Raw genomic sequence first — 19,624 nt, 5'->3', positions numbered from 1 at the left:
GTTGGACCGCCCCTAATAGGGGAACGGCCACAGTCTTAATTTCTCCTTCGCGACCCGCCACCATTGGGCCAAGCCATGCGGTTCCTTGATCAAGAAGAACATGATCAACGCACCAATGATCACCAACTGCAAATGCGCCACAAGGTCGGTTGGCCAACCCAGCAGGTCAACGCCCACGAGTTTCAGCGCGACAGGCAAGATCACAAGGAACGCAGCCCCTGCGAAGGACCCAAAGATCGACCCCAAGCCGCCGATGATGATCATGAATAGTACGAGGAACGATTTCTGAATGCCGAACACCTCGCCCACTTCAACGGCGCCGAGGTAGACGGCAAAGAACAGCGCGCCTGCGATGCCGACAAAGAATGAGCTTACGGCAAAGGCGGTCAGTTTCGCCTTCAACGGGTTCACCCCAATAATCTCTGCCGCAATGTCCATGTCGCGGATCGACATCCATGTGCGGCCTTGTGTGCCGCGCGTCAGGTTGCGTGCGATGATCGCGCAGACCGTCACAAAGACCAGACAGATCAAATATTGCGCCCAAGCTTCAGTGTTCGGTCCTGTCACAGGCACGCCGAACACAGTCCGTTCCGGCGCATTGATCTGACCGGAGGCAGAGTAGTTATAGAACCACGGCACACGGTTAAAGAGCCAGACAAGAAAGAACTGCGCCGCCAAAGTGGCCACCGCCAGATAGAACCCTTTGATCCGAAGGCTGGGCAGCCCAAAGGCCGCGCCCACCGCCGCGGTGATCACGCCAGAGAGTATCAGGTGAATAACAATCGAGACATCTGGGAAAGCGGTCATCAACTTGTAGCAGGCAAAAGCCCCCACAGCCATAAATCCGCCCGTGCCCAAAGACACCTGCCCACAGTAGCCCGTCAGGATGTTCAACCCGATGGCTGCAATGGCGTAGATCAGGAACGGCACTAGAATTGCGTTCGCCCAATAGTCATTGACGAAGAATGGGACGACTAGGAACGCCACCGCCAAAACGGCCCAATAGCGATAGCGGTCAAAGGCAATGGGGAATGTCTGGCTATCCGCCGCATAAGACGTCTTAAAGTCACCGGCCTCACGATACAGCATTAAGAAGCCCCCTTCATTCTTAGGAACATTCCACAAACAAGCAACGCAGGACCGATAAGACCCAACGCAAACATAACACGAGGTGGGTCAGGATCATCTGTCGGATATTTGGCGTGCCAATCTGCACCAGCAGCCGCCGCAATCGAAAACGGAAGGATCGAGATTAACACGACCAAATTGCCAATTCCTCTGAGCATATCCTAAACCCTCTCGATAATCTTTTCGCCGAAAAGCCCTTGCGGTCGGAACACGAGGAAGATCAGAGCCAGCACATAGGCGAACCAATTCTCGGTCGCGCCCCCAACGAGCGGTCCTACGAGATATTCGAACAGCTTCTCCCCAACCCCGATAATCAAGCCACCCACGATGGCCCCGGGGATCGACGTAAAGCCGCCCAACATCAGCACCGGCAAAGCCTTCAACGCAATGAGCGACAGCGAGAATTGCACGCCGGATTTCACGCCCCAAAGGACACCTGCAACCAAGGCCACAAAACCAGCGATGGACCAGACCAAGATCCAGATGAAATCGAGCGAGATACCCACCGAAAGCGCGGCTTGGTGGTCATCCGCAACAGCGCGCATCGCGCGGCCCTGTTTCGTGTATTGAGAAAACGCGACCAGTGCGGCCACCAAAACTGCGGCCACGGCCGTGGCAAGAATATCCAACTTATCAAGGAAGAAGCCATAGAAGTCGTCACCGCCAAGGCTGGCCGTCGCCTCTTCAATCCAAAGGCTCCCGCCCTGTGGCAATCCCAAACCGATGGTGCGGATATCCGATCCCCACATCAAATCCCCGACGCCCTCAAGGAAAAACGCCAAACCGATGGTCGCCATGAACAAAATGATTGGTTCTTGCCCGACCAAATGTCGGAACACGAATTTTTGCACCGCCCAGGCGAAAAATATCATGATCACAACCGTTACCGCGATGGCTAAGAGCGCCGGAACAGTCCAGCCAAAGTAATGCAGGTCAGTCCCAAAGATCGCATTGATCAAATGTGAGAACGGCACCTGCCCTTCCATGATGCCCACAAGAGTGAGCGCCGCGAACAAGGCCATCACCCCTTGCGCATAGTTGAAAATGCCAGAAGCTTTGAAGATCAGCACGAACCCGAGTGCCACCAGCGCATACAGCACCCCAGCCATAAGCCCGTTGATAACAACTTCTATGCCATAGAGAAAATCAGCTGACATGGTTCTGCCCCTTAGTCATGGCTCACCCCCAAATACGCATCAATCACATCCTGATTGTTGCGCACCTCATCCGGTGTGCCGTCCCCGATCTTGCGGCCGTAATCCATCACGACCACACGGTCGGATAGATCCATCACTACGCCCATATCGTGCTCAATCAACGCAATCGTGGTGCCAAATTCGTCATTCACGTCGAGGATAAAGCGGCTCATGTCCTCTTTCTCTTCCACGTTCATCCCCGCCATGGGTTCGTCCAGCAACAACAGCTTCGGCTCCGCTGCCAAAGCCCGCGCCAGCTCCACCCGTTTTTTCAACCCATAGGGCAAACGGCCCACCGGCGTTTTCCGAATGGCTTGGATTTCAAGAAAGTCGATAACGCGCTCAACCGCTTCTCGGTTTTCAACCTCTTCGCGCTCAGCCGCCCCTTTCCAGATCGCCTGCCCGAACATGCCAACCTTCATCTTGTTCAGACGGCCCGTCATCACGTTATCGAGCACCGTCATCCCTTCGAAGAGCGCAATATTCTGGAACGTCCGCGCGATCCCCTGTTGCGCCACCTGATAAGGCTTCATCGTCGGGCGCTTGGCTCCTCGGAACCAAACCTCACCCTCCTGAGGATGATAGAACCCCGAAATCACATTGAGCATGGAGGATTTCCCCGCCCCATTCGGCCCAATGATCGCGCGGATTTCGCCTTCGCGAATATCAAAGGAGATGTCAGAGATCGCCTTCACCCCGCCAAACCGCAGCGTGATATTGCGCATCTCCATCATCACGCCGCCAATCGTGCGACCGTCTGCGGTGACGTAGCTGTCCACTGTATCTTTCATTCCGCAGCCACCGCCATTGGCGCGACTACTGCCGCGTCTCTGATCTCCAAGGTTGCGGAAATCTTGCCCTTGCGCCCATCTTCATAGGTCACTTCGGTTTCGGTAAAGACGGACCCCGATCCGTCATAAAGCGCCGTGATCAGATCCTCGAACTTCTCTTCGATGATCTTGCGTCGCACCTTCTGGGTCCGCGTCAGCTCCCCATCGTCGGCATCAAGCTGTTTGTGTAGGACGACAAAACGATGCACCTGACAGCCCGCAAGCATAGGATCCTCTGCGACCGAGGCATTCACCTCTTCCACATGGGCCTGCAGCGTATCCATCACCTGAGGATGCCCCGCCAGTTCCTGATAGGACGAATAGGCGATGTTGTTCCGTTCCGCCCAATTGCCCACCGCTGTCAGGTCGATGTTCAAAAACGCGGTGCAGCGATCGCGCCCGTTGCCGAACACAACGGCCTCTAGGATGTTGGGGAAGAACTTCAGCTTGTTCTCAACATACTTTGGCGCAAAGAGCGATCCATCCGCCATTTTGCCGACATCCTTGGCACGGTCGATGATCCGCAAATGACCAGAACCTTCTTCGATAAAGCCCGCATCCCCCGTCGCGACCCAGCCCTCGGGGTCCTTCGTCGAAGCCGTGCTATCAGCGTTCTTGAAATATTCCTGAAACACCCCGGGTGAGCGATAGAACACCTCGCCACTGTCCGCGATCTTCAACTCCACCCCCGGCGACGGCACACCAACGGTATCGCCGCGCACCTCTCCATCCGGCTGCTGAGTAATATAAACAGACGCCTCCGTCTGCCCATAAAGCTGTTTCAAGTTGATCCCGAGTGAGCGGTAAAAATCAAAAATCTCCGGCCCAATCGCCTCCCCCGCGGTATAGCCAACGCGCACACGGCTGAACCCGAGGGTGTTCTTCAGCGGCCCATAGACAAAAAGATTGCCAAGCCGGTACTTCAGCCGATCGCCAGGGCTGACGCTCTCACCATCCAAGATCGCAGGTCCAACTTTCTTGGCGTGGGCCATGTAGTGATCGAACAACCACTTCTTGAAGCGACCGGAATCCTCCATCCGGATCATCACATTGGTCAGCTGCGTCTCAAACACCCGCGGCGGCGCGAAATAATAGGTCGGCCCAATCTCGCGCAGGTCCGTATGCAGCGTATCGCCGCTCTCTGGGCAGTTCACACAGAACCCCGTCCACATCGCCTGCCCAATAGAGAAGATAAAATCGCCGACCCACCCCATCGGCAGATAGGCCAACACATCATCATCCGCGCGCAGATGATCAAAGTCGGACGAATTCTTCGACGTCTCAATGATATTGCTGTTGGAAAGCACTACACCTTTCGGCCGCCCCGTCGTGCCAGAGGTATAGAGGATCACGCAAGTTGTATCACCGTTCTGACGCGACGCACGAGCGTCTAGCTCCGCCTGATGCTCAGGCTTACCCATGGCCTTGAGATCATCCATCGAATGCATCGTACTGTGGTCGTATTTCCGCAGGCCGCGCCCGTCCACATAAACTACCTGCTCAATGCCCTTGACGGTCTCCTGCACTTCGATGGTTTTGTCGACCTGCTCCTGATCTGCCGCGATCACGATCCGAGCGCCACAGTGGTCCAACACATAGGCCATCTCTTCCGCGACCGCGTCTTGATAGAGCGGCACCGGCGTGGCCCCGCACATCTGAGCCGCAATCATCGACCAGTATAGAACGGGCCGGTTGCGCCCAATGATCGCAACACTGTCCCCTTCTTTCAGGCCAAGCGCTACAAAGCCCCGCGCAATCTGATGGATCTCGTCAGAGGCTTCCGCCCAGGTCCACGATTGCCAAATCCCGAATTCTTTTTCCCGATAAGCCGCTTTATCCCCATAGCGCGCAACGTTTCGCACCAACAGCTGCGGCATCGTCACCAAATCGGACGAAGTGTTTCCCATTTTTCCTCCCAGTTGGCGCCATGCAAACATGCGCAGCGCCAATCAACAAGAGTTTTCGACAGGAGTTTTTCAGAACTATTTCGCAAATGTTACGAAATCTTGCGGGGGTGGGTGAGCTCGGCTAGGCGGATCAAGCCGCCGTATTGGCAACCGCCAAGCGCGATAGGAAGTGTCCTGCATCCACGCGACCTCACACTGTCTGTGCGGCAACCAGCCAGCAAACTGCCGCTATTCCCGAAGAGAAGGTTCTTGCATGGTTTAACCGTGTCCAACGTTGTGCATAGCGCGGCCAATAGTCTGCGGTTTCGCGCGGCTGGCCGTCCATCGCATCCAGGCGCTTATTCATTGGAACATTGCCCATACCGGTCACTGCAAATACACCAATGAGGTAGATAACAGCCCCCACCAAGGTCAGTAATGGTGCCGCGCCTTCGAACTGCCAAAGAGCGAACAAACCGAGGCCTCCAGACACCGGCACCAGCCCAAGCAACAGGACCATAAAAACTGATCGATAGACTGTTCGGTTAAGCCCCACCATGCCCGCGGCCCCTTGAGATGCGGGGGCTTGTATCAGTCCCCGCATGATGAAGTCAGAGAAGCTAAGAAACACTCCAGCTACCAGCGCAGCGGCTAGACCCGCGATCATCAATATCCAATCCATGGTCCTTGCTCCTCAGCTCGAAAGGCCAACGGCCCGGCCAACATATTGGCGGTCAGACAATTGACGCGTCAGGAAACGGGCTAACTCGCTACGGGCGATCTTCAAATCAAGACCACGGGCGGTATTTGGTACATCCTCTATCACCGCGCGTTCGGTGGCCTTATCCGTGAAGGCGCCGGGGCGGACGATGGTCCAGTCCAAACCACTTGCTTCGACCAACTGTTCCTGCAACTCGTGATCGCGGAACACTGGGGCGAGAAGCGCCCCAAACATCACGCGCTTCCACCAAAAGTTCAACGTGGGCCAGCTATCGCGCGCACCCAAAGTGGACTGTGCAATCAGACGGCGAACCCCGTGGGTCTGCATGGCTTTGATGACGTTCATTGTGCCTTGCGAGCGAATCTTGCTCTTGCGCGACATCCCAGCGCCAAGGGTCACGACGACTGCCTCCTGCCCCGCAACGGCGTCTGTCACGTCAGAGAGCTTCATCGCATCTCCAGCGACGAGGCGCAGTTTGGGGTCATTTAAGTTCAGGTTCTGAGGCGAACGGGCGAAGGCTGTGACGGTGTGTCCAGCTTTCAATAAGTTTTCGACAGCGAGACGTCCAACAGTCCCTGTGGCGCCAAATACGATAACTTTCATTGTTGTACTCCTTTCGAGGTTGATACCGAGTCAGTTACTTGACACGATGTAAAGTTGACACGGTGTCAATAAGCGCTACCTTGACATCATGTCAAGAGATTCATCCGATACCCGCACCCGCATCCTCGATTGCACCTGGAACCTATTGGAATCCGGGGATAAAAAAGTTCGCATGTCAGATATTGCCAAAGAAGTTGGCATCAGCCGACAAGCGCTCTACCTGCACTTCCCCACGCGCGCAGAGCTTCTGATTGCCACGACTAGACATATCGATTCTGTGAAGAACGTGGACGCGCGACTTGCCGATAGCAGAGCAGCAACTTCCGGACGTGACCGGTTAGCGTCCTTTATCGGTGCATGGGGCGGCTACATTCCCGAAATCCACGGCCTTTCGGTTGCCCTGCGAAGTATGCGCGACAGTGATGCTGAGGCAGCGGCGGCATGGGACGACCGGATGCAAGCTGTCAGGCACGGGTGTGCAGCAGCAGTCGCAGCTTTGGCAGCAGATAAGATGCTGAGACCTGATCTAAACATTGAAGTTGCAACAGATCTACTGTGGACGCTCTTGTCAGTCGAAAACTGGGAGCGCTTGGTACGCGAATGTGGCTGGTCGCAGGTAGAATATGAAAACCAGATCAAGAGACTTTCTGAGGCGGCGCTTTTGGCGAAGCACTGAAGAACATTCGACCATTTTCAAATTGCAGTTTGTAACGAACGCAGGCGTATCAATGCGATGTCTGCTTCCCGCTCATTTCTGTCATTGGATGGTTCCGGCCTGATAAGCGCCCTTATGTTTAGTTTTTGCGTCTGAGAAAAACCCTGCAAACCCGCCATTCCCGCGAATCGCTGAAACCATTTGTTTCAGCAGACTCTACAGGTCTCTGCGCGCGCGTGCGCGCGAGGATACAGCCTGCTTGGACACGCTTGGACAATCCACGCGCAAACCCGATGACACCGCATAGGTATATGAAAACGCTTTGTTTTTTCAGATTTTGCAGTTACGGCAGTTGAAGTCACTTGGAGGTTCCGATGCCAAACATTCGTTTCACAAAGTCAGCTATCGACGGTTTGCCATATGCCCAGGGACGACAAGTCATTTACAGGGACTCAGCTTTGCGTGGCCTCGCCGTACGCGTGGGGGCAGAAAGCAAGCTCTAGCCACACGATAATACTCTTGTGTCAAATTTTGACTGTACACTGCTGATGAAGCAAAAAATTTAAACCCAATACGCTCCATATTGGCTGTCTATGCTGGGGTATAGCAAACCTAATCTAAATATCTGAAGCAAAGAGTTGCAGGCAAAAGTAACCTGACGACATGAACAAAGCTGTTCTACGACGTGGTAAAATTTGCGAGGAAACAATGAAACATATCTGGATGTCTATCTTACTCACAGCATTGCTCGCCGGACCATCAACTGGAGCTACAATAATCGTTGGCGGTTCGAACGGGACGGTTGCAAGCCTCGATACTAGTGCGAACACAATACTTGGGTCATATGATGCCGGACCAGCATGGTTTGATATCGCCGTTAACAACACTGGTGACGTCTATGGCACTACTGGGCAAGCTTTATACTCTATAGACGTAGCTAACGAAGCTATGGGTTTAAGACTAGGAAATCACTCATTCGTTAATTCACTAGCATTCGATGATTCAGATGTGCTTTTTGGAGCAGGTGGAGGTAACCTATATACACTAGACCTGGCAACTGGATCCTCCAATCTTGTCGGTGCCGTAGGTGGTAATTTCAATTCTTCTGGAGACATCGCATTCGATCAAAAAGGTAAGCTTTTCGCAAGCTCATTAAGCGGATGTGAAGGCGGTTCAGATTGTCTCTTCAGCATAGATACATCAACAGGCGTTGGTTCGGCGATAGGGCCAATAGGTTACAATAATGTCTATGGGTTAGCGCGTATCGGTGGCACTCTTTTTGGCCTGACGGAAGCAAATCAACTTTTATCTATCGATACTCTTTCTGGCTCTGGAACTCTTTTGGGTAGCTATTCGATCAATGGCCTCACATATGGGGCTGCTGTTCCATCAAACGTGTCTGTTGTTCCTGTTCCAGCAAGCATACTGCTTTTACTGGCTGGGATTGGAACGTTATGCACTTTACGCCTCCAACCACGCTCCAGAAAAACATGATATTTTATTGCGTCTTCATAAAGCGGTGATCAAAACTACAGTGATATGGGCTGCATTAGGTGTACCATTACCGTTTCCGGATGAGCTCGGATCAAATATCGCAGACTTGTCTGCCATAGCATGAGAGGTTTCAAACACATTCAACGTTCAAAATGCAAAGAGTTATACCTCATTATCAGAAAATGCAGAGCACTTGGAAACTCACGTCAATCTCAGTGCTGGGGCCGGTGCAACGTTCGTTAAGAAGCAACCATAGAAACAGTACGCCGCGTTGTTAGTAGAAGTGCTTTTTTGTTGGCTGACGGCTTTGGTCTCCCTCGCAGCTGTCGCGTGAGGAAAGATCTTTTAAGAACTATGATCAAATAATCTCACATTATTGAACCAACCAAGAATACATAATGACAATTATGCCTGGTATGGCCTCTCAAGTGTCATCCAAAGTTGTTATCGTTTAGCACATGTAGTTAATGGCGTTTTACGAGCAAGAGGTATCGTAACCAAGTGATAAGATTAATGGTAGAGATGGCACTTTATCTGTTCGCAATCTGATCTCGTAAAAGCCGTCGCAAAATTTTTCCAGATGGGGACTTTGGAATTTCTGTAACGAAATTGACTTTATGTAACTGCTTGTAGCTGGCTAGCATCTCGCTCATGTAATTATAAACGCCCTGTTCCGTCAATTCTGGATCAGCAGCTATAATGAAAGCGATTGGAAGTTCGCCTGCTTCATCATCAGGTTTGCCAATCACAGCAGCATCTTGAATGCCATCATGTGATACGAGGACCGCCTCCAATTCAGCCGGTGCAACTTGAAAACCTTTAAATTTGATCAGCTCCTTTAGCCGATCCACGATGAACATAAACCCGTCATCATCAATATAGGCTAAGTCGCCAGTTTTTAGCCAACCATCATCAGTCAAGGCACTCGCCGTTGCAGCTTCATTATTCAGGTATTCTATCATGACTTGCGGGCCACGGATCCATAACTCTCCAGTCATACTAGCAGATTGGTCTGCGCCCGTGTCGGGATCGACGATACGACATTCCGTATTTGGCAACGCGAGGCCAGATGAACCAGAGCGTGGTTCGGTTAGCGGAGTCGCATGAGAGACTGGGGAGAGTTCAGTCATGCCAAAACCCTGAACCATTTGGCAATTCAAACGAGCCGAAACTGCATCTGAAAGGTCAGATCCCATCGGCGCTGCCCCTGAAAACACTTGGTCGATGTTGCTGAGGTCGAATTGATCGACCATGGGATGTTTTGCTAGAGCTAACGCAACTGGCGGGACAACCCACATTCTACGAGCCTTATGATCTTGCGTAATACTCAAGAACATTTCGAGGTCAAACCTTGGCATTGTGACCAGCGCGCCGCCACAGGCCAAATGCATATTCATAAGCACGTTCATTCCATAAATATGGAAGAAAGGTAAAAACGCAGCAGCAGCTTCACCTTGGCGAAAATCTACACCAGCAGCTGTCTGATCTATATTCATTACAAGATTGCGGTGTGATAAGCGGACACCTTTGGGCAGACCAGTTGTCCCGGAAGAATAAGGAGCTACCACGCTGTGCGTATCAAGATCGACTGGAACTTGAGCATCAAGGACAGCACCATAAAGCGTGTCCAAGGATGGTAATCCTTCTACATCTCCGATTGAATATAGGGTTACATCTGGCATTTCCTTAAGGGCAGCTTTTGCAATATCCGCAAAGTGGGCGAACACAATTAGCATATCCGCTCCAGAGTCCTTAACCTGATGTTTTACTTCCTGATCCGTGTAAGTTGGGTTCAATGTCGTAATGGTCCCGCCAGCCCAAGCAACCGCATGGAAAATGAAACAATACTCTGGTGAATTTGGCGCCATGATTGCAACTGTTTTACCCGTGCTGTAGCCGCGTTCGACCAATCCCCCAGCAAGGCATTTAACGTGGTGCATGAAGTCACTAGCCGTAAATGTCCTTCCATCTAAACCATCGGTCAGAACCACATCAGATAGCCTGCTTTTAAGTCCTTCGAACACGCGTTCAGTAACAGTGAGGTCAACAGTCGGTATATCTGGATACTTGCTTTTGTAGATTATCATCTGGGTCTCATTTTTGTCGTATCAGTTAAGCCCATATAGCCTTTTGATCGGAGTATTGTGATGCCCCCATCGTGAAGGCCCCATTTTTTGATAGTAAAATGCTTGTAGATCAGTTCTGCAATCAAAATGCTCAGATGTGCCGATGCCAATATTCCCTGGAATTGCCAAAGTCTCTTCAAGACACAGAAATCCCTTTGCTACACTCGGTAATAGTGAATTTTGAAATCATGTGGTTAGACGACAGAACCTAAATAGTCACGAAAACAAGATCTCTACGCCATAAAGAAACGCAAATATTTCCTAACGCATTGCGACAGAGTTCCGAAGTTTTTGAAGAAAAAGTTGTCAATTCAAAGCTTCGGTCGATTAACTTGGAAGACTTGGATTCTTGCTGCAGTAACCGGTAGGTTTAGGCATATTCGAATTTTCGAAATTCCATGGTGTAAGAGGCCAAGTAAAAATGAACCAGCAAGATATTCTAGCGCCGAAGGACTGGAGCTTTCCCATTCCAATCGCATACGGCGCCGGTCGCTTATCGGAAATTGGTCAAAAATGCAGCTCTCTGGGTATCTCCTACCCACTAATTGTCACAGATCGAGGCAGTCAAGACTTGCCTTTCATCAGAGAGCTGCAAAATCTTCTTTCTACTTCTGGGCTACGAAGCGGCTTGTTCTGTGAAATCTCACCAAATCCACGCGACGATGAGATCGGTGCCGGCCGTGAATTTTACAAAACCAAAGGCCATGATGCCATAATTGCAATTGGCGGAGGCAGTGCGATGGATGGAGGAAAATCTATCTGCCTCACTGCAAATAATGAAATTAGTCTTTGGGATTTTGAATTTGAGAAGCCAACCCCCCAAATTCCAATAGATCAGCGTTTTCCTAAACTAATTACTATTCCAACAACTGCAGGAACGGGTGCAGAGACGGAAAGTACAGCGATGGTCACGGACGTAGCTAAAGGTATGAAATTTTGTATTTGGCACCCCGACCTTAAGCCCTCTCTGGCATTGCTTGATCCTGAGCTTACGCGAGGACTACCGCCGCATCTCACTGCTTGGACAGGTGCTGATGCAATGACGCATGCAATTGAAGCCTATTTGGTGCCAGGCTTCGAGCCTTTATGCGATGGACTTGCATTGGAGAGCTTAGCTCTAATTTCTCAATGGCTCCCGGTTGCTGTCCGCGAACCCGATAACATGGCTGCACGAAGCGCTATGCTCGTGGGCTCATGCCTTGCGGGTATTTCGTTTCTTAAAGGTCTCGGCCTGGTTCACGCAATTTCACACATGATCGGAGCCGAGTATAACACTCAGCATGGCCTGACCAACGCCATTATTCTACCGGTTGTGTTACGGTTCAATACTCCTGGAATGGATAACAAGGTGAAACGAATGTCAGATGCTATGGGGTTAGATGACTCATCGACTAAAACCTTTAATTTAGCAGTCGAGAAAATACTGAATGAAATAAAAATACCAACCTCACTTAGTGCGATTGGGGTGCCAATTGATTGTGCAGAACGCATTGCAAGAAAGGCTATGCAAGATAGCGCTGCCACAACGAACCCACGGCTAGCGAGCTTGGATGAATTGCGCGAACTTACAGAGCAAGCAATCAAAAAAGCGCGCTAGGAAATGTAACTTCACCGTATTTTCGAAAGTTCGAAATGTGATACCAACGGTGTCAAAAGATAAAGGTCCAAGACGGTCAATTGATCAACCCCACTTAAGTGGTCTAATTTGATTGTTAGTGCATGACCGGCATTGGGTCTATCTGGACGATGGTTTTAGGGACCGGTGAGCGGTAGCCCAAAGCACTATGTGGCCGTTTGGTTTTGTAGTGTTTCCTCCATTCTTCGATTAGGATTTGCGTCTCGCGTAGACTGCAGAAGGTTTCGCCCTTTAAACACTCATCGCGGAACAGTGCTTTGAAGCTTTAACAGTATCCGTTCTCGCAAGGGCTGCCTGGTGCGATATACTTGGTTTTCTCACCAACCACTTTGATCCAATTCTGTACGGCCTAAACAACGAACTCAAGACCACTATTTGACCGAATGAACGACTGGACACCACGCGGGATGAAGAGGTCACTCAGCACATCGATGACATTACCTGAATTCAGCTTTCTATCGACACGGATTGCCAAGCATTCTCAGCTGTATTCATCAATGATGTTCAGCGTGCAGAACACTCTTCCCTCATCCGTAGGGCAATGCATGAAGTCGTAGGACCAAACATGAGCACGGCGTTCAGGCGCTTTTCGGAGTAAATTCTCAATTCTCTGCTTGTTCAATCTAGAATAACTGGTCGAAGCATCTCTCCGTCTCCTAGGAGACCAACGCCACACTCGCGACCCGGATTTAGACAATTTTCTACAATGCGTTCCATAATTTCAGGATCCCAGCCGTTCATCCAATCTGCATGGAGACTAGCGCCAGGCTTTGGTGTTTTCTGCATATCCGATGACAAACTCCAAGTGTTAGTAGGTCCACGGTCTGGGTCAACATGTACCGCGAAATTGTAGGAAATTTCGGGAATTGCCACGGGGTGACTGGCAGGACATGATCCAGTGCCAGTGACTGGTGGGGTAGCCGCTGATGGATAAGTCATGTGATCTTGAAAGTTGGCAGAACTCAGATTCTCTCCATCCCAACACTGGGGAAATACAATGCGGATTTCCAAAACGTCATCGGCGGGACAGTCGGGAAGGTAGGGCACATGATCTAAAGGATCGCCTGGATCAAACCATATTTTATCAGACATCCAACTGCTGCATCGAAATTTGACAACCCGAGCGCTCTGTACTGTCTGTGCGTCCGCATTACCTGCAATCATGCGAAGCCCGCGTGGGGGTGCCTGAATTGATTTTGCAGGCAAATGATAACCTGTTTTGTAGTAAAAAAGAGGATCAATAAATCGAACGCGTTCGCCGTTTGTATCAAATAGAGTAGGGACCCAATAGGCGGAACTGTTTAGCGTCCCGCCATCGCATGTTGTCTCTTCGGCTTGAAAGAGTGATTGCGGGGTGGTGTAAGCATCAACAATTGAGTTGCCAAAGAAAACATGTTGGTGTGCAGCTCCGGGCTGGCCTGGCGAGACTAACGGATCGTCAAAGCTTATGTGTGACTCAATGCAATGGGTTCGAAATGCGCCACTCCCGTCTTCTCGAAAATCCGTGACATCGTCGGCGTTCATTACGCCTTGGTTTTGCGCAGCACTTGAATTTGGAGTTAATGTAAGCGAAATGCTAGCAAGCATGACAAAAGTTGCAATTTTACTCGGCAGTATCATTTAGTTCTCTTTTGTTAGCCTCTTTTTATTTATATGTCGTTTGTTGGTAGCATCGGAGCGCGGTTTCGTGAAAATTAGACCGCTCAAATCTTGCAAATGGTTCAATATTTCTAGACAGATCTAAGAACTTAGTTTTGACTATTCCTGAAAAGCGCTCAGGACATTTACGTATCATGACACAAGCTATGAATTGGCTATATCGAAATTGGTACTGTTCAACCATCTTTCTGGCAATTTTTGTCCTGATATTCAGCATGGCATACATCTTAGACGAAGATATGGCGTTGTTTCTTATCTGGATGCAGACGGTAGTCTATTTCGTCCATCAATTTGAAGAATATGTGTTACCTGGTGGATTTGTTGAATTCTTTAATCGTGAAATGCTCGGATCAACATCAGCCGATTTCCCCTTGGACTTAAAAGCATCCTTTTGGATAAATATTCCAATTATTTTTGTAGCCTTCCCTATCTCAGCTTTGTTGTCTGGCATTGTAGGTTTAACTGTTGGGCTATGGACTGCCTATTTCTCTCTAATTAACGCCCTATCCCACGTAGGTATGTCGCTGAAGGTAGGTTACAATCCTGGCTTGATCGTGAGTATTGTATTGAACATACCGGTTAGCTTATTCACGATTTACTATTTTATTTCTAATGACATATCATCAATCACTTCAAACCTCACCAGTTTCCTGATTGCGCTTCTGGTCCAGATCACTTTAATGATTTTCGGATTTCGAGTTCTGAAACCGAGAGCCAGATAGTTTTGCGGTAGATATATTACTTTTTGATTTTGAGTTTTTGCCAAGCCACGGATCTTTGCAATCACCGGGAAACTCGGCATTCTTCATAAATTGACAACAGTCTATAAACGCATCCTACTTTAAACTATAATTTACGGCATTTCTCTGCCGAGCCCTAAGAAATTCTTTATTCTGGATGGACGAACCTTATAGGGAGAACGACTGAAAATGTGTACAGGAATTATCCTAAAATCTAAAGACGGTGCCACGGTACCAGCTCGCACTATGGAATTTGGCTTCGACATATTCTCAAACATATTTGCAATACCTGCCGGCACAAAAATCGAAACACTTGGATTGAACTCCGAAAAAAGAGGTTTCACTTTCGAAACGAAATTCGGGTTTCTGGGTGCTAATGGACTAGACATGCCGATTGTTTTTGATGGCGTGAATACTGAAGGTCTCTACTTTGGTGCTTTTTACTTCGCTGGTGACGCAGTCTTTGAAGAGCTCTCAGATGAAAATATCGGTCGAGCCGTGTCTTCAGAAGAGATGGGCAACTGGATTTTGGGACAATTTTCTACGGTGGAAGAGGTTAAAGAAGCTCTGCCAACCATCTCGGTTGTGGGAACTTATGTAACTGAGATTGATGGCTTTGCTCCCTTTCACTATGCGGTGACAGACGCCTCCGGAACCAGCATAGTAATTGAATATACATCAAACGGGCTCCGTATTTTTGACAACACGGTATCTGCCATTACCAACAATCCGTCATATGACTGGCATTTAACAAATCTACGCAATTACATTGGACTACAAAGCTTCAATCTTGGACAAATCAAAGTTGGGGATGAAAACATATTACCTTTTGGGCAAGGAAGCGGCCTTTTTGGCCTGCCAGGAGATCACTCTTCGCCATCGCGGTTTGTTCGTGCCGTGGCTTTTGCCAACACCCTACTCCCTTCACATACTGCTGATGAGGCTATTTTTAAGGCATTTCACATGCTTAACGCATTTGATATTCCGAAGGGCTCAATCAAAGAGGAACACGGCGATGCTCTTCTAACAGATTATACAATTTGGACTTCCGCAGCCGACACCAAAAACGTAAAGTATTATTACAAAACCTACTTAACGCAAAGCGTAGAGATGGTCGACGTCATCAAGGCCATTGAAAGCTTAAGTCAGCCGACTTCGCTTAAAATGGAAACGGGCTTCTCCGTAACAGACCGGACAGCAGATTTTGAATGGCAAGACAGTTTGAAGTAGTGGTTCTTCAATCAATGCTGTTGAAAAACTTAGCGCTTCAAATAGCAGCACATTAAAGATGTTCAGCTATTTGTTTATCTTCATAGTTGCTTCCATATGGCACACTCATAGCGCCTGAATGACGACAGCAAAAAAGCACCCCCTATCAGTCAAGGAATACATCGCTCGCTCTTATGTTGAGACGTGTAATTTAAGGAACCGAAATTTTAGCAGATACCTACACCGCAACCTATACAAGAACTTACAATCACGACTGTTTTAAAGAGTATAAGCCTACCATCGCAAACGAAATAGCCGGGTGAAGCGGGTCTCCAGCTCTATAAAGAAAAATTAGAATTACAATGCAGCCAACTCAGCTAGTTTTGTTTGGGCAAGACCCCAACCTGCTACATGGTGAATAACACCAATTCGACCCATTTCTAGAGCTTCACCAACTTCGGATTTAGTCATTTCAACATAGGAGAAATCTTCTAAGTCACCAGGGTTTGGAGCCGCAGTCTGCCGGCAGCCTATCGCCAAAAAATAATGGCCCATACAGCCACGCTGATTACCATTGTCAATGAAGCTCCCGAGGGGATAGAGTGTAGCGGGCTCAAGACCAGTTTCTTCCTGTAATTCACGTCGCGCTGCTACTTCAGGACGCTCGTTGGCTTCAAGAAATCCACCTGGAAAATTCAATACCTTCCGGCGTGGACCATGCTTGTATTGGTCAATCATCAATAAATTTCCATTTTCGAGCACGGCAACCACCAAAGCAAAGGAGCGTAAGTCAACTTGATAAAAATCATTAATGACTTCATTTGGCCGAATTTCTATCCGTTCCTGACGCACCCGTAGAAAGGGAGATACGTCCAGCAAAATTTTACTTTCCAGCGTTTTCCAAACCATCAATCAGTTTCCAGGTAATATGAGTCAAAATAAGTGCTGACATGCATCGACCCAGCCATATTTTGCGGTGCCAACCCACCAAATTGCAGGATGCAAATAGTAGACGAACCGCCAAAAATGACCTTCATGCTACCATTCTATATAAAATTTTTATCCGTCGAACGTTCTTACTTTAGAAAATTCTCCAGCAATAACTAGGCTAATCGCCTCTATTTGAACAGCACAGAAAATACGCCAGCTTGACGAACATCGCAGAAGACTATTTCTGAAAACAAAAAGGCCGTTGCGTGGTTCACAATAGTTTTTCTAGCTCCTCGCTGTAAGTCTGAGTTTCTCCAATCACAGCCCGTACCCATTCTGCATTATAATAGGTATCTAGATACCGATCACCATCATCACACATTATTGATACGACCGAGCCTGCTAGGCCCTCTTTGCGCATTTCCATCGCTACCTGTAATGCGCCCCAAAGGTTTGTACCTGTTGATGCGCCAGCTCTACGACCAATTCGTCGCTCCAACCATAACATAGTTGCCACACTCGCAGCGTCGGGAACCTTTATCATCGAATCAATCACATGAGGCTGAAAGGATTTCTCCACTTTTGGCCTCCCTATTCCTTCGATTTTACTTGAAGAATTATTCTCGAGGCAAAGGTCCTTTTTAGTGAAACTGTCATAAAAAACAGAATTTTCAGGGTCGACCACAACTAAACTTGTATCATGACCTCTGAACCGAATGTAGCGGCCAAGGGTTGCTGATGTCCCTCCTGTTCCTGCACTCATAACAAGAGTATGCGGTATTGGATGTGTCTCTTTTTCCATTTGCAGGAAGATGCTTTCCGCAATGTTATTGTTGCCCCTCCAATCTGTAGCCCGCTCAGCAAACATGAACTGGTCCATGAAATAGCCACCCGTTTGATCAGCCAATGATGTAGCGGCGTCGTGCATTTGTGTTGCGTTATCTACAAAGTAACATTGGCCGCCAAACAGAGTGATCTTATTAATTTTACTCTGCGCAGTGTTGCGCGGCATTACAGCGATGAACTTCAGGCCAAGCATGCGTGCAAAATAGGCTTCGGAAACTGCCGTACTTCCAGATGATGCTTCAATGATTGTCGTGTTTTCAGAAATTCTTCCGTTGCACAGTGCGTAGAGAAATAAAGAGCGCGCGAGACGGTGCTTCAAACTCCCTGTTGGATGAGTGCTTTCATCTTTGAGGTAGATATCGATATCTTTGAGCGTTGGGATATCCAGCTTAAAAAGATGCGTATCTGCCGATCTCTGATAATCGGCTTCGATTTTCTCTACAGCCTTTGAAACCCAACGACGCATTCGAATACCCCGTAAAACCCTGCATTTTTAAATACTGATTAACTTAGGGAGTCCTAGATTAATAGAGAAGCTGTGGAGATTTAGCTTAAAGGTATGACTTTTTTGATCTTTCCTCGTTTTCAAAATGGTGCATATCACTACCAGTGTGGTAGAAACCATGAGAGTTTTAATAGACCACGCGTTGCAAAAACGTACTGTTGCAATTTTTAATCGTCCCGTTCCCAAATGCTTTGGAGAAAGCGGTCAAAAAACAAATTTAGCAGCTAAGTTGCTGGTCCTAAGCTGAACTAATCTCCAAATTTGGACCGACATAGACTACAGGAGGAAAAATTAAGATACTCACAGAACTGACTTCAGTTGTCAGGATCTACCGGTGGAATATTGCTTTTGCTGTAGCCATCACCTTCTTTTTCCAAGACTGACACAGAACCCTTTCCTGAACCACCCAGTGGATCTTCACCAAACCGATTTGGACCGTCAGTTCCACGTGTTACAAAAAGATAGAGAATATAAAAGTTCACGATCGGTATGAACATTAGCAATACGAACCATCCCGACTTATCCCGATCGTGTAAGCGGCGCACAGCAAGAGCTAAGTTTGGAATAAGGACAGCTATGGACCACAATGACGCCAAAGGACCGGGTGCATAATTTGCCAAATCTTCTAATTCGGTAAATTCTGAAAAAAATGTCGTATCGAGAACATTCAGCGCAAGCGTGACAAGCACTATAAACAGAGCCCAATACCAATAAGCAGATCGCTGCGCTCTACCGGAAAAGTTTGCATAGTTTTCAAACCCAGACCGGATTGCTTCAGTGAAATTCATCGAACTACTCCATCCCTTAAATTTGTCAGCTACGTTTTCTTATATTTCGAACAAGCCTAAACCAACTATTACCATATTTCCAAACGACTTCTCCAAAACCAAACTAAAAGTTGTCACTCATTCTGCAGAATTTTCTAATTCAACTACCTTTCGGACGTTAGAAATTGCATCAAGGTAGCTGAGTGATGTAATTCTAAACTATTGGCCCAAAATAAGACTGGGACTTAACAAATGCACTCAATTTACTTGCCTTGGAGAATTCAAATTGAAAACGCTGTTCATTGTCTTGACCGGTTTCGTGCTCTCTGCGGGAGCCTCGAGCGCGCAACAACAAATTGCTAACCCAGCGGCGGTCTTTTGTATCGAACAAGGTGGTGATTACGAGATCGTTCAAGAAGCTGAAGGCGCCAGAGGCGACTGTATTTTGGCTGATGGTACACGCATCGATGCTTGGCAGTTCTATCGCGAGAGCCAAGTTGTGGACACACCGCGCCAACGTATGGCGAACCCGGCCGCGGTCTTTTGTGTCGAACAAGGTGGCGCTTATCGCATCGTTACAAGTGACTCCGGCGACCAATATGGTGAGTGCGTGATTATGGTAGAACGCGTTGTTGATGCTTGGCAGTTCTATCGAGAAAATCACTAACGCTTATTTAAATGCGGATCAAAATT

The 19,624-nt window shown here is 48.7% G+C and carries 18 protein-coding genes and 1 pseudogene; 6 read left to right on the top strand and 13 right to left on the bottom strand.

The features are described from left to right. Positions 1-12: 12 nt before the first annotated feature. The 7 genes from BUA85_RS11285 to BUA85_RS11255 all read right to left on the bottom strand — a co-directional run bounded on the left by BUA85_RS11285 (position 13) and on the right by BUA85_RS11255 (position 6,364). Positions 13-1,089 carry a branched-chain amino acid ABC transporter permease gene (locus tag BUA85_RS11285; protein WP_072901166.1) on the bottom strand — a complete coding sequence of 359 codons (1,077 nt, stop codon included), beginning with the start codon at positions 1,087-1,089 and terminating at the stop codon, positions 13-15. Further along, positions 1,089-1,286, bottom strand: coding sequence for a hypothetical protein (locus tag BUA85_RS11280; RefSeq protein WP_072901164.1), 198 nt, complete (start codon positions 1,284-1,286; stop codon positions 1,089-1,091). The genes BUA85_RS11285 and BUA85_RS11280 overlap by 1 nt, the downstream gene beginning before the upstream one ends. Positions 1,287-1,289: 3 nt before the next feature. After that, positions 1,290-2,285, bottom strand: a complete 996-nt coding sequence (locus BUA85_RS11275; protein ID WP_072901163.1) for a branched-chain amino acid ABC transporter permease — start codon at positions 2,283-2,285, stop codon at positions 1,290-1,292. Positions 2,286-2,296: 11 nt separating this feature from the next. Beyond that, entirely contained in the window at positions 2,297-3,115 is an 819-nt protein-coding gene (locus tag BUA85_RS11270; RefSeq protein WP_072901161.1) for an ABC transporter ATP-binding protein, read from the bottom strand. Further along, the gene (locus BUA85_RS11265; RefSeq protein ID WP_072901491.1) at positions 3,112-5,061 is read right to left on the bottom strand and encodes an AMP-binding protein; all 1,950 of its coding nucleotides are present in this window, start codon (positions 5,059-5,061) and stop codon (positions 3,112-3,114) included. Before BUA85_RS11265 ends, BUA85_RS11270 begins: the two co-directional genes overlap by 4 nt. Positions 5,062-5,251: 190 nt before the next feature. Continuing rightward, positions 5,252-5,722, bottom strand: a complete 471-nt coding sequence (locus BUA85_RS11260; RefSeq protein WP_072901159.1) for an anthrone oxygenase family protein — start codon at positions 5,720-5,722, stop codon at positions 5,252-5,254. Between the two features lie 12 nt (positions 5,723-5,734). Continuing rightward, the gene (locus tag BUA85_RS11255; RefSeq protein WP_072901158.1) at positions 5,735-6,364 is read right to left on the bottom strand and encodes an NAD(P)-dependent oxidoreductase; all 630 of its coding nucleotides are present in this window, start codon (positions 6,362-6,364) and stop codon (positions 5,735-5,737) included. 88 nt (positions 6,365-6,452) lie between these two features. Between BUA85_RS11255 and BUA85_RS11250 the strand changes: the two genes are divergently transcribed. Both BUA85_RS11250 and BUA85_RS16695 read left to right on the top strand, forming a co-directional pair. Next, a complete protein-coding gene (locus BUA85_RS11250) occupies positions 6,453-7,040 on the top strand; it encodes a TetR/AcrR family transcriptional regulator (protein ID WP_072901156.1) in 588 nt (195 codons plus the stop codon). A gap of 642 nt (positions 7,041-7,682) precedes the next feature. Continuing rightward, positions 7,683-8,513 (top strand): PQQ-binding-like beta-propeller repeat protein, encoded by an 831-nt coding sequence (locus BUA85_RS16695; RefSeq protein WP_131802797.1) that lies wholly within the window; start codon positions 7,683-7,685, stop codon positions 8,511-8,513. Positions 8,514-9,043: 530 nt separating this feature from the next. On the opposite strand, the gene BUA85_RS11240 is transcribed toward BUA85_RS16695, so the two are convergent. After that, a complete protein-coding gene (locus BUA85_RS11240; protein WP_072901152.1) occupies positions 9,044-10,600 on the bottom strand; it encodes an AMP-binding protein in 1,557 nt (518 codons plus the stop codon). Between the two features lie 460 nt (positions 10,601-11,060). Between BUA85_RS11240 and BUA85_RS11235 the strand changes: the two genes are divergently transcribed. After that, positions 11,061-12,236 carry an iron-containing alcohol dehydrogenase gene (locus BUA85_RS11235; protein WP_072901150.1) on the top strand — a complete coding sequence of 392 codons (1,176 nt, stop codon included), beginning with the start codon at positions 11,061-11,063 and terminating at the stop codon, positions 12,234-12,236. A 115-nt stretch (positions 12,237-12,351) separates the two neighbouring features. Here the strand turns inward: BUA85_RS11235 and BUA85_RS16935 are convergent. Both BUA85_RS16935 and BUA85_RS11225 read right to left on the bottom strand, forming a co-directional pair. Further along, positions 12,352-12,870 (bottom strand): annotated as a pseudogene (locus BUA85_RS16935) (integrase core domain-containing protein); the annotation flags it as partial. Positions 12,871-12,893: 23 nt separating this feature from the next. Next, on the bottom strand, positions 12,894-13,895 hold the full coding sequence (locus BUA85_RS11225) for a DUF1996 domain-containing protein (RefSeq protein WP_083526263.1): 1,002 nt from the start codon (positions 13,893-13,895) through the stop codon (positions 12,894-12,896). A 134-nt stretch (positions 13,896-14,029) separates the two neighbouring features. On the opposite strand from BUA85_RS11225, the gene BUA85_RS11220 reads away from it, so the two are divergent. Next, the gene (locus tag BUA85_RS11220) at positions 14,030-14,656 is read left to right on the top strand and encodes an HXXEE domain-containing protein (protein WP_131802796.1); all 627 of its coding nucleotides are present in this window, start codon (positions 14,030-14,032) and stop codon (positions 14,654-14,656) included. Positions 14,657-14,863: 207 nt separating this feature from the next. Then, on the top strand, positions 14,864-15,904 hold the full coding sequence (locus BUA85_RS11215) for a choloylglycine hydrolase family protein (protein WP_072901144.1): 1,041 nt from the start codon (positions 14,864-14,866) through the stop codon (positions 15,902-15,904). 336 nt (positions 15,905-16,240) lie between these two features. On the opposite strand, the gene BUA85_RS11210 is transcribed toward BUA85_RS11215, so the two are convergent. The 3 genes from BUA85_RS11210 to BUA85_RS11200 form a co-directional block, all read right to left on the bottom strand. Next, positions 16,241-16,792, bottom strand: a complete 552-nt coding sequence (locus tag BUA85_RS11210; RefSeq protein WP_072901142.1) for an NUDIX hydrolase — start codon at positions 16,790-16,792, stop codon at positions 16,241-16,243. A gap of 292 nt (positions 16,793-17,084) precedes the next feature. After that, a complete protein-coding gene (locus BUA85_RS11205) occupies positions 17,085-18,125 on the bottom strand; it encodes a PLP-dependent cysteine synthase family protein (protein ID WP_072901140.1) in 1,041 nt (346 codons plus the stop codon). A 353-nt stretch (positions 18,126-18,478) separates the two neighbouring features. Further along, positions 18,479-18,952 (bottom strand): DUF805 domain-containing protein, encoded by a 474-nt coding sequence (locus BUA85_RS11200; protein ID WP_072901139.1) that lies wholly within the window; start codon positions 18,950-18,952, stop codon positions 18,479-18,481. 265 nt (positions 18,953-19,217) lie between these two features. On the opposite strand from BUA85_RS11200, the gene BUA85_RS11195 reads away from it, so the two are divergent. Beyond that, positions 19,218-19,598 carry a putative hemolysin gene (locus BUA85_RS11195; RefSeq protein ID WP_072901138.1) on the top strand — a complete coding sequence of 127 codons (381 nt, stop codon included), beginning with the start codon at positions 19,218-19,220 and terminating at the stop codon, positions 19,596-19,598. Positions 19,599-19,624 lie beyond the last annotated feature (26 nt).

This window comes from Cognatiyoonia sediminum, from assembly GCF_900129845.1.
Classification (GTDB): Bacteria; Pseudomonadota; Alphaproteobacteria; order Rhodobacterales; family Rhodobacteraceae; genus Cognatiyoonia; species Cognatiyoonia sediminum.
The sequence above is the reverse complement of the archived record's forward strand: the minus strand, read 5'-3'. Positions and strand labels throughout refer to the sequence as shown.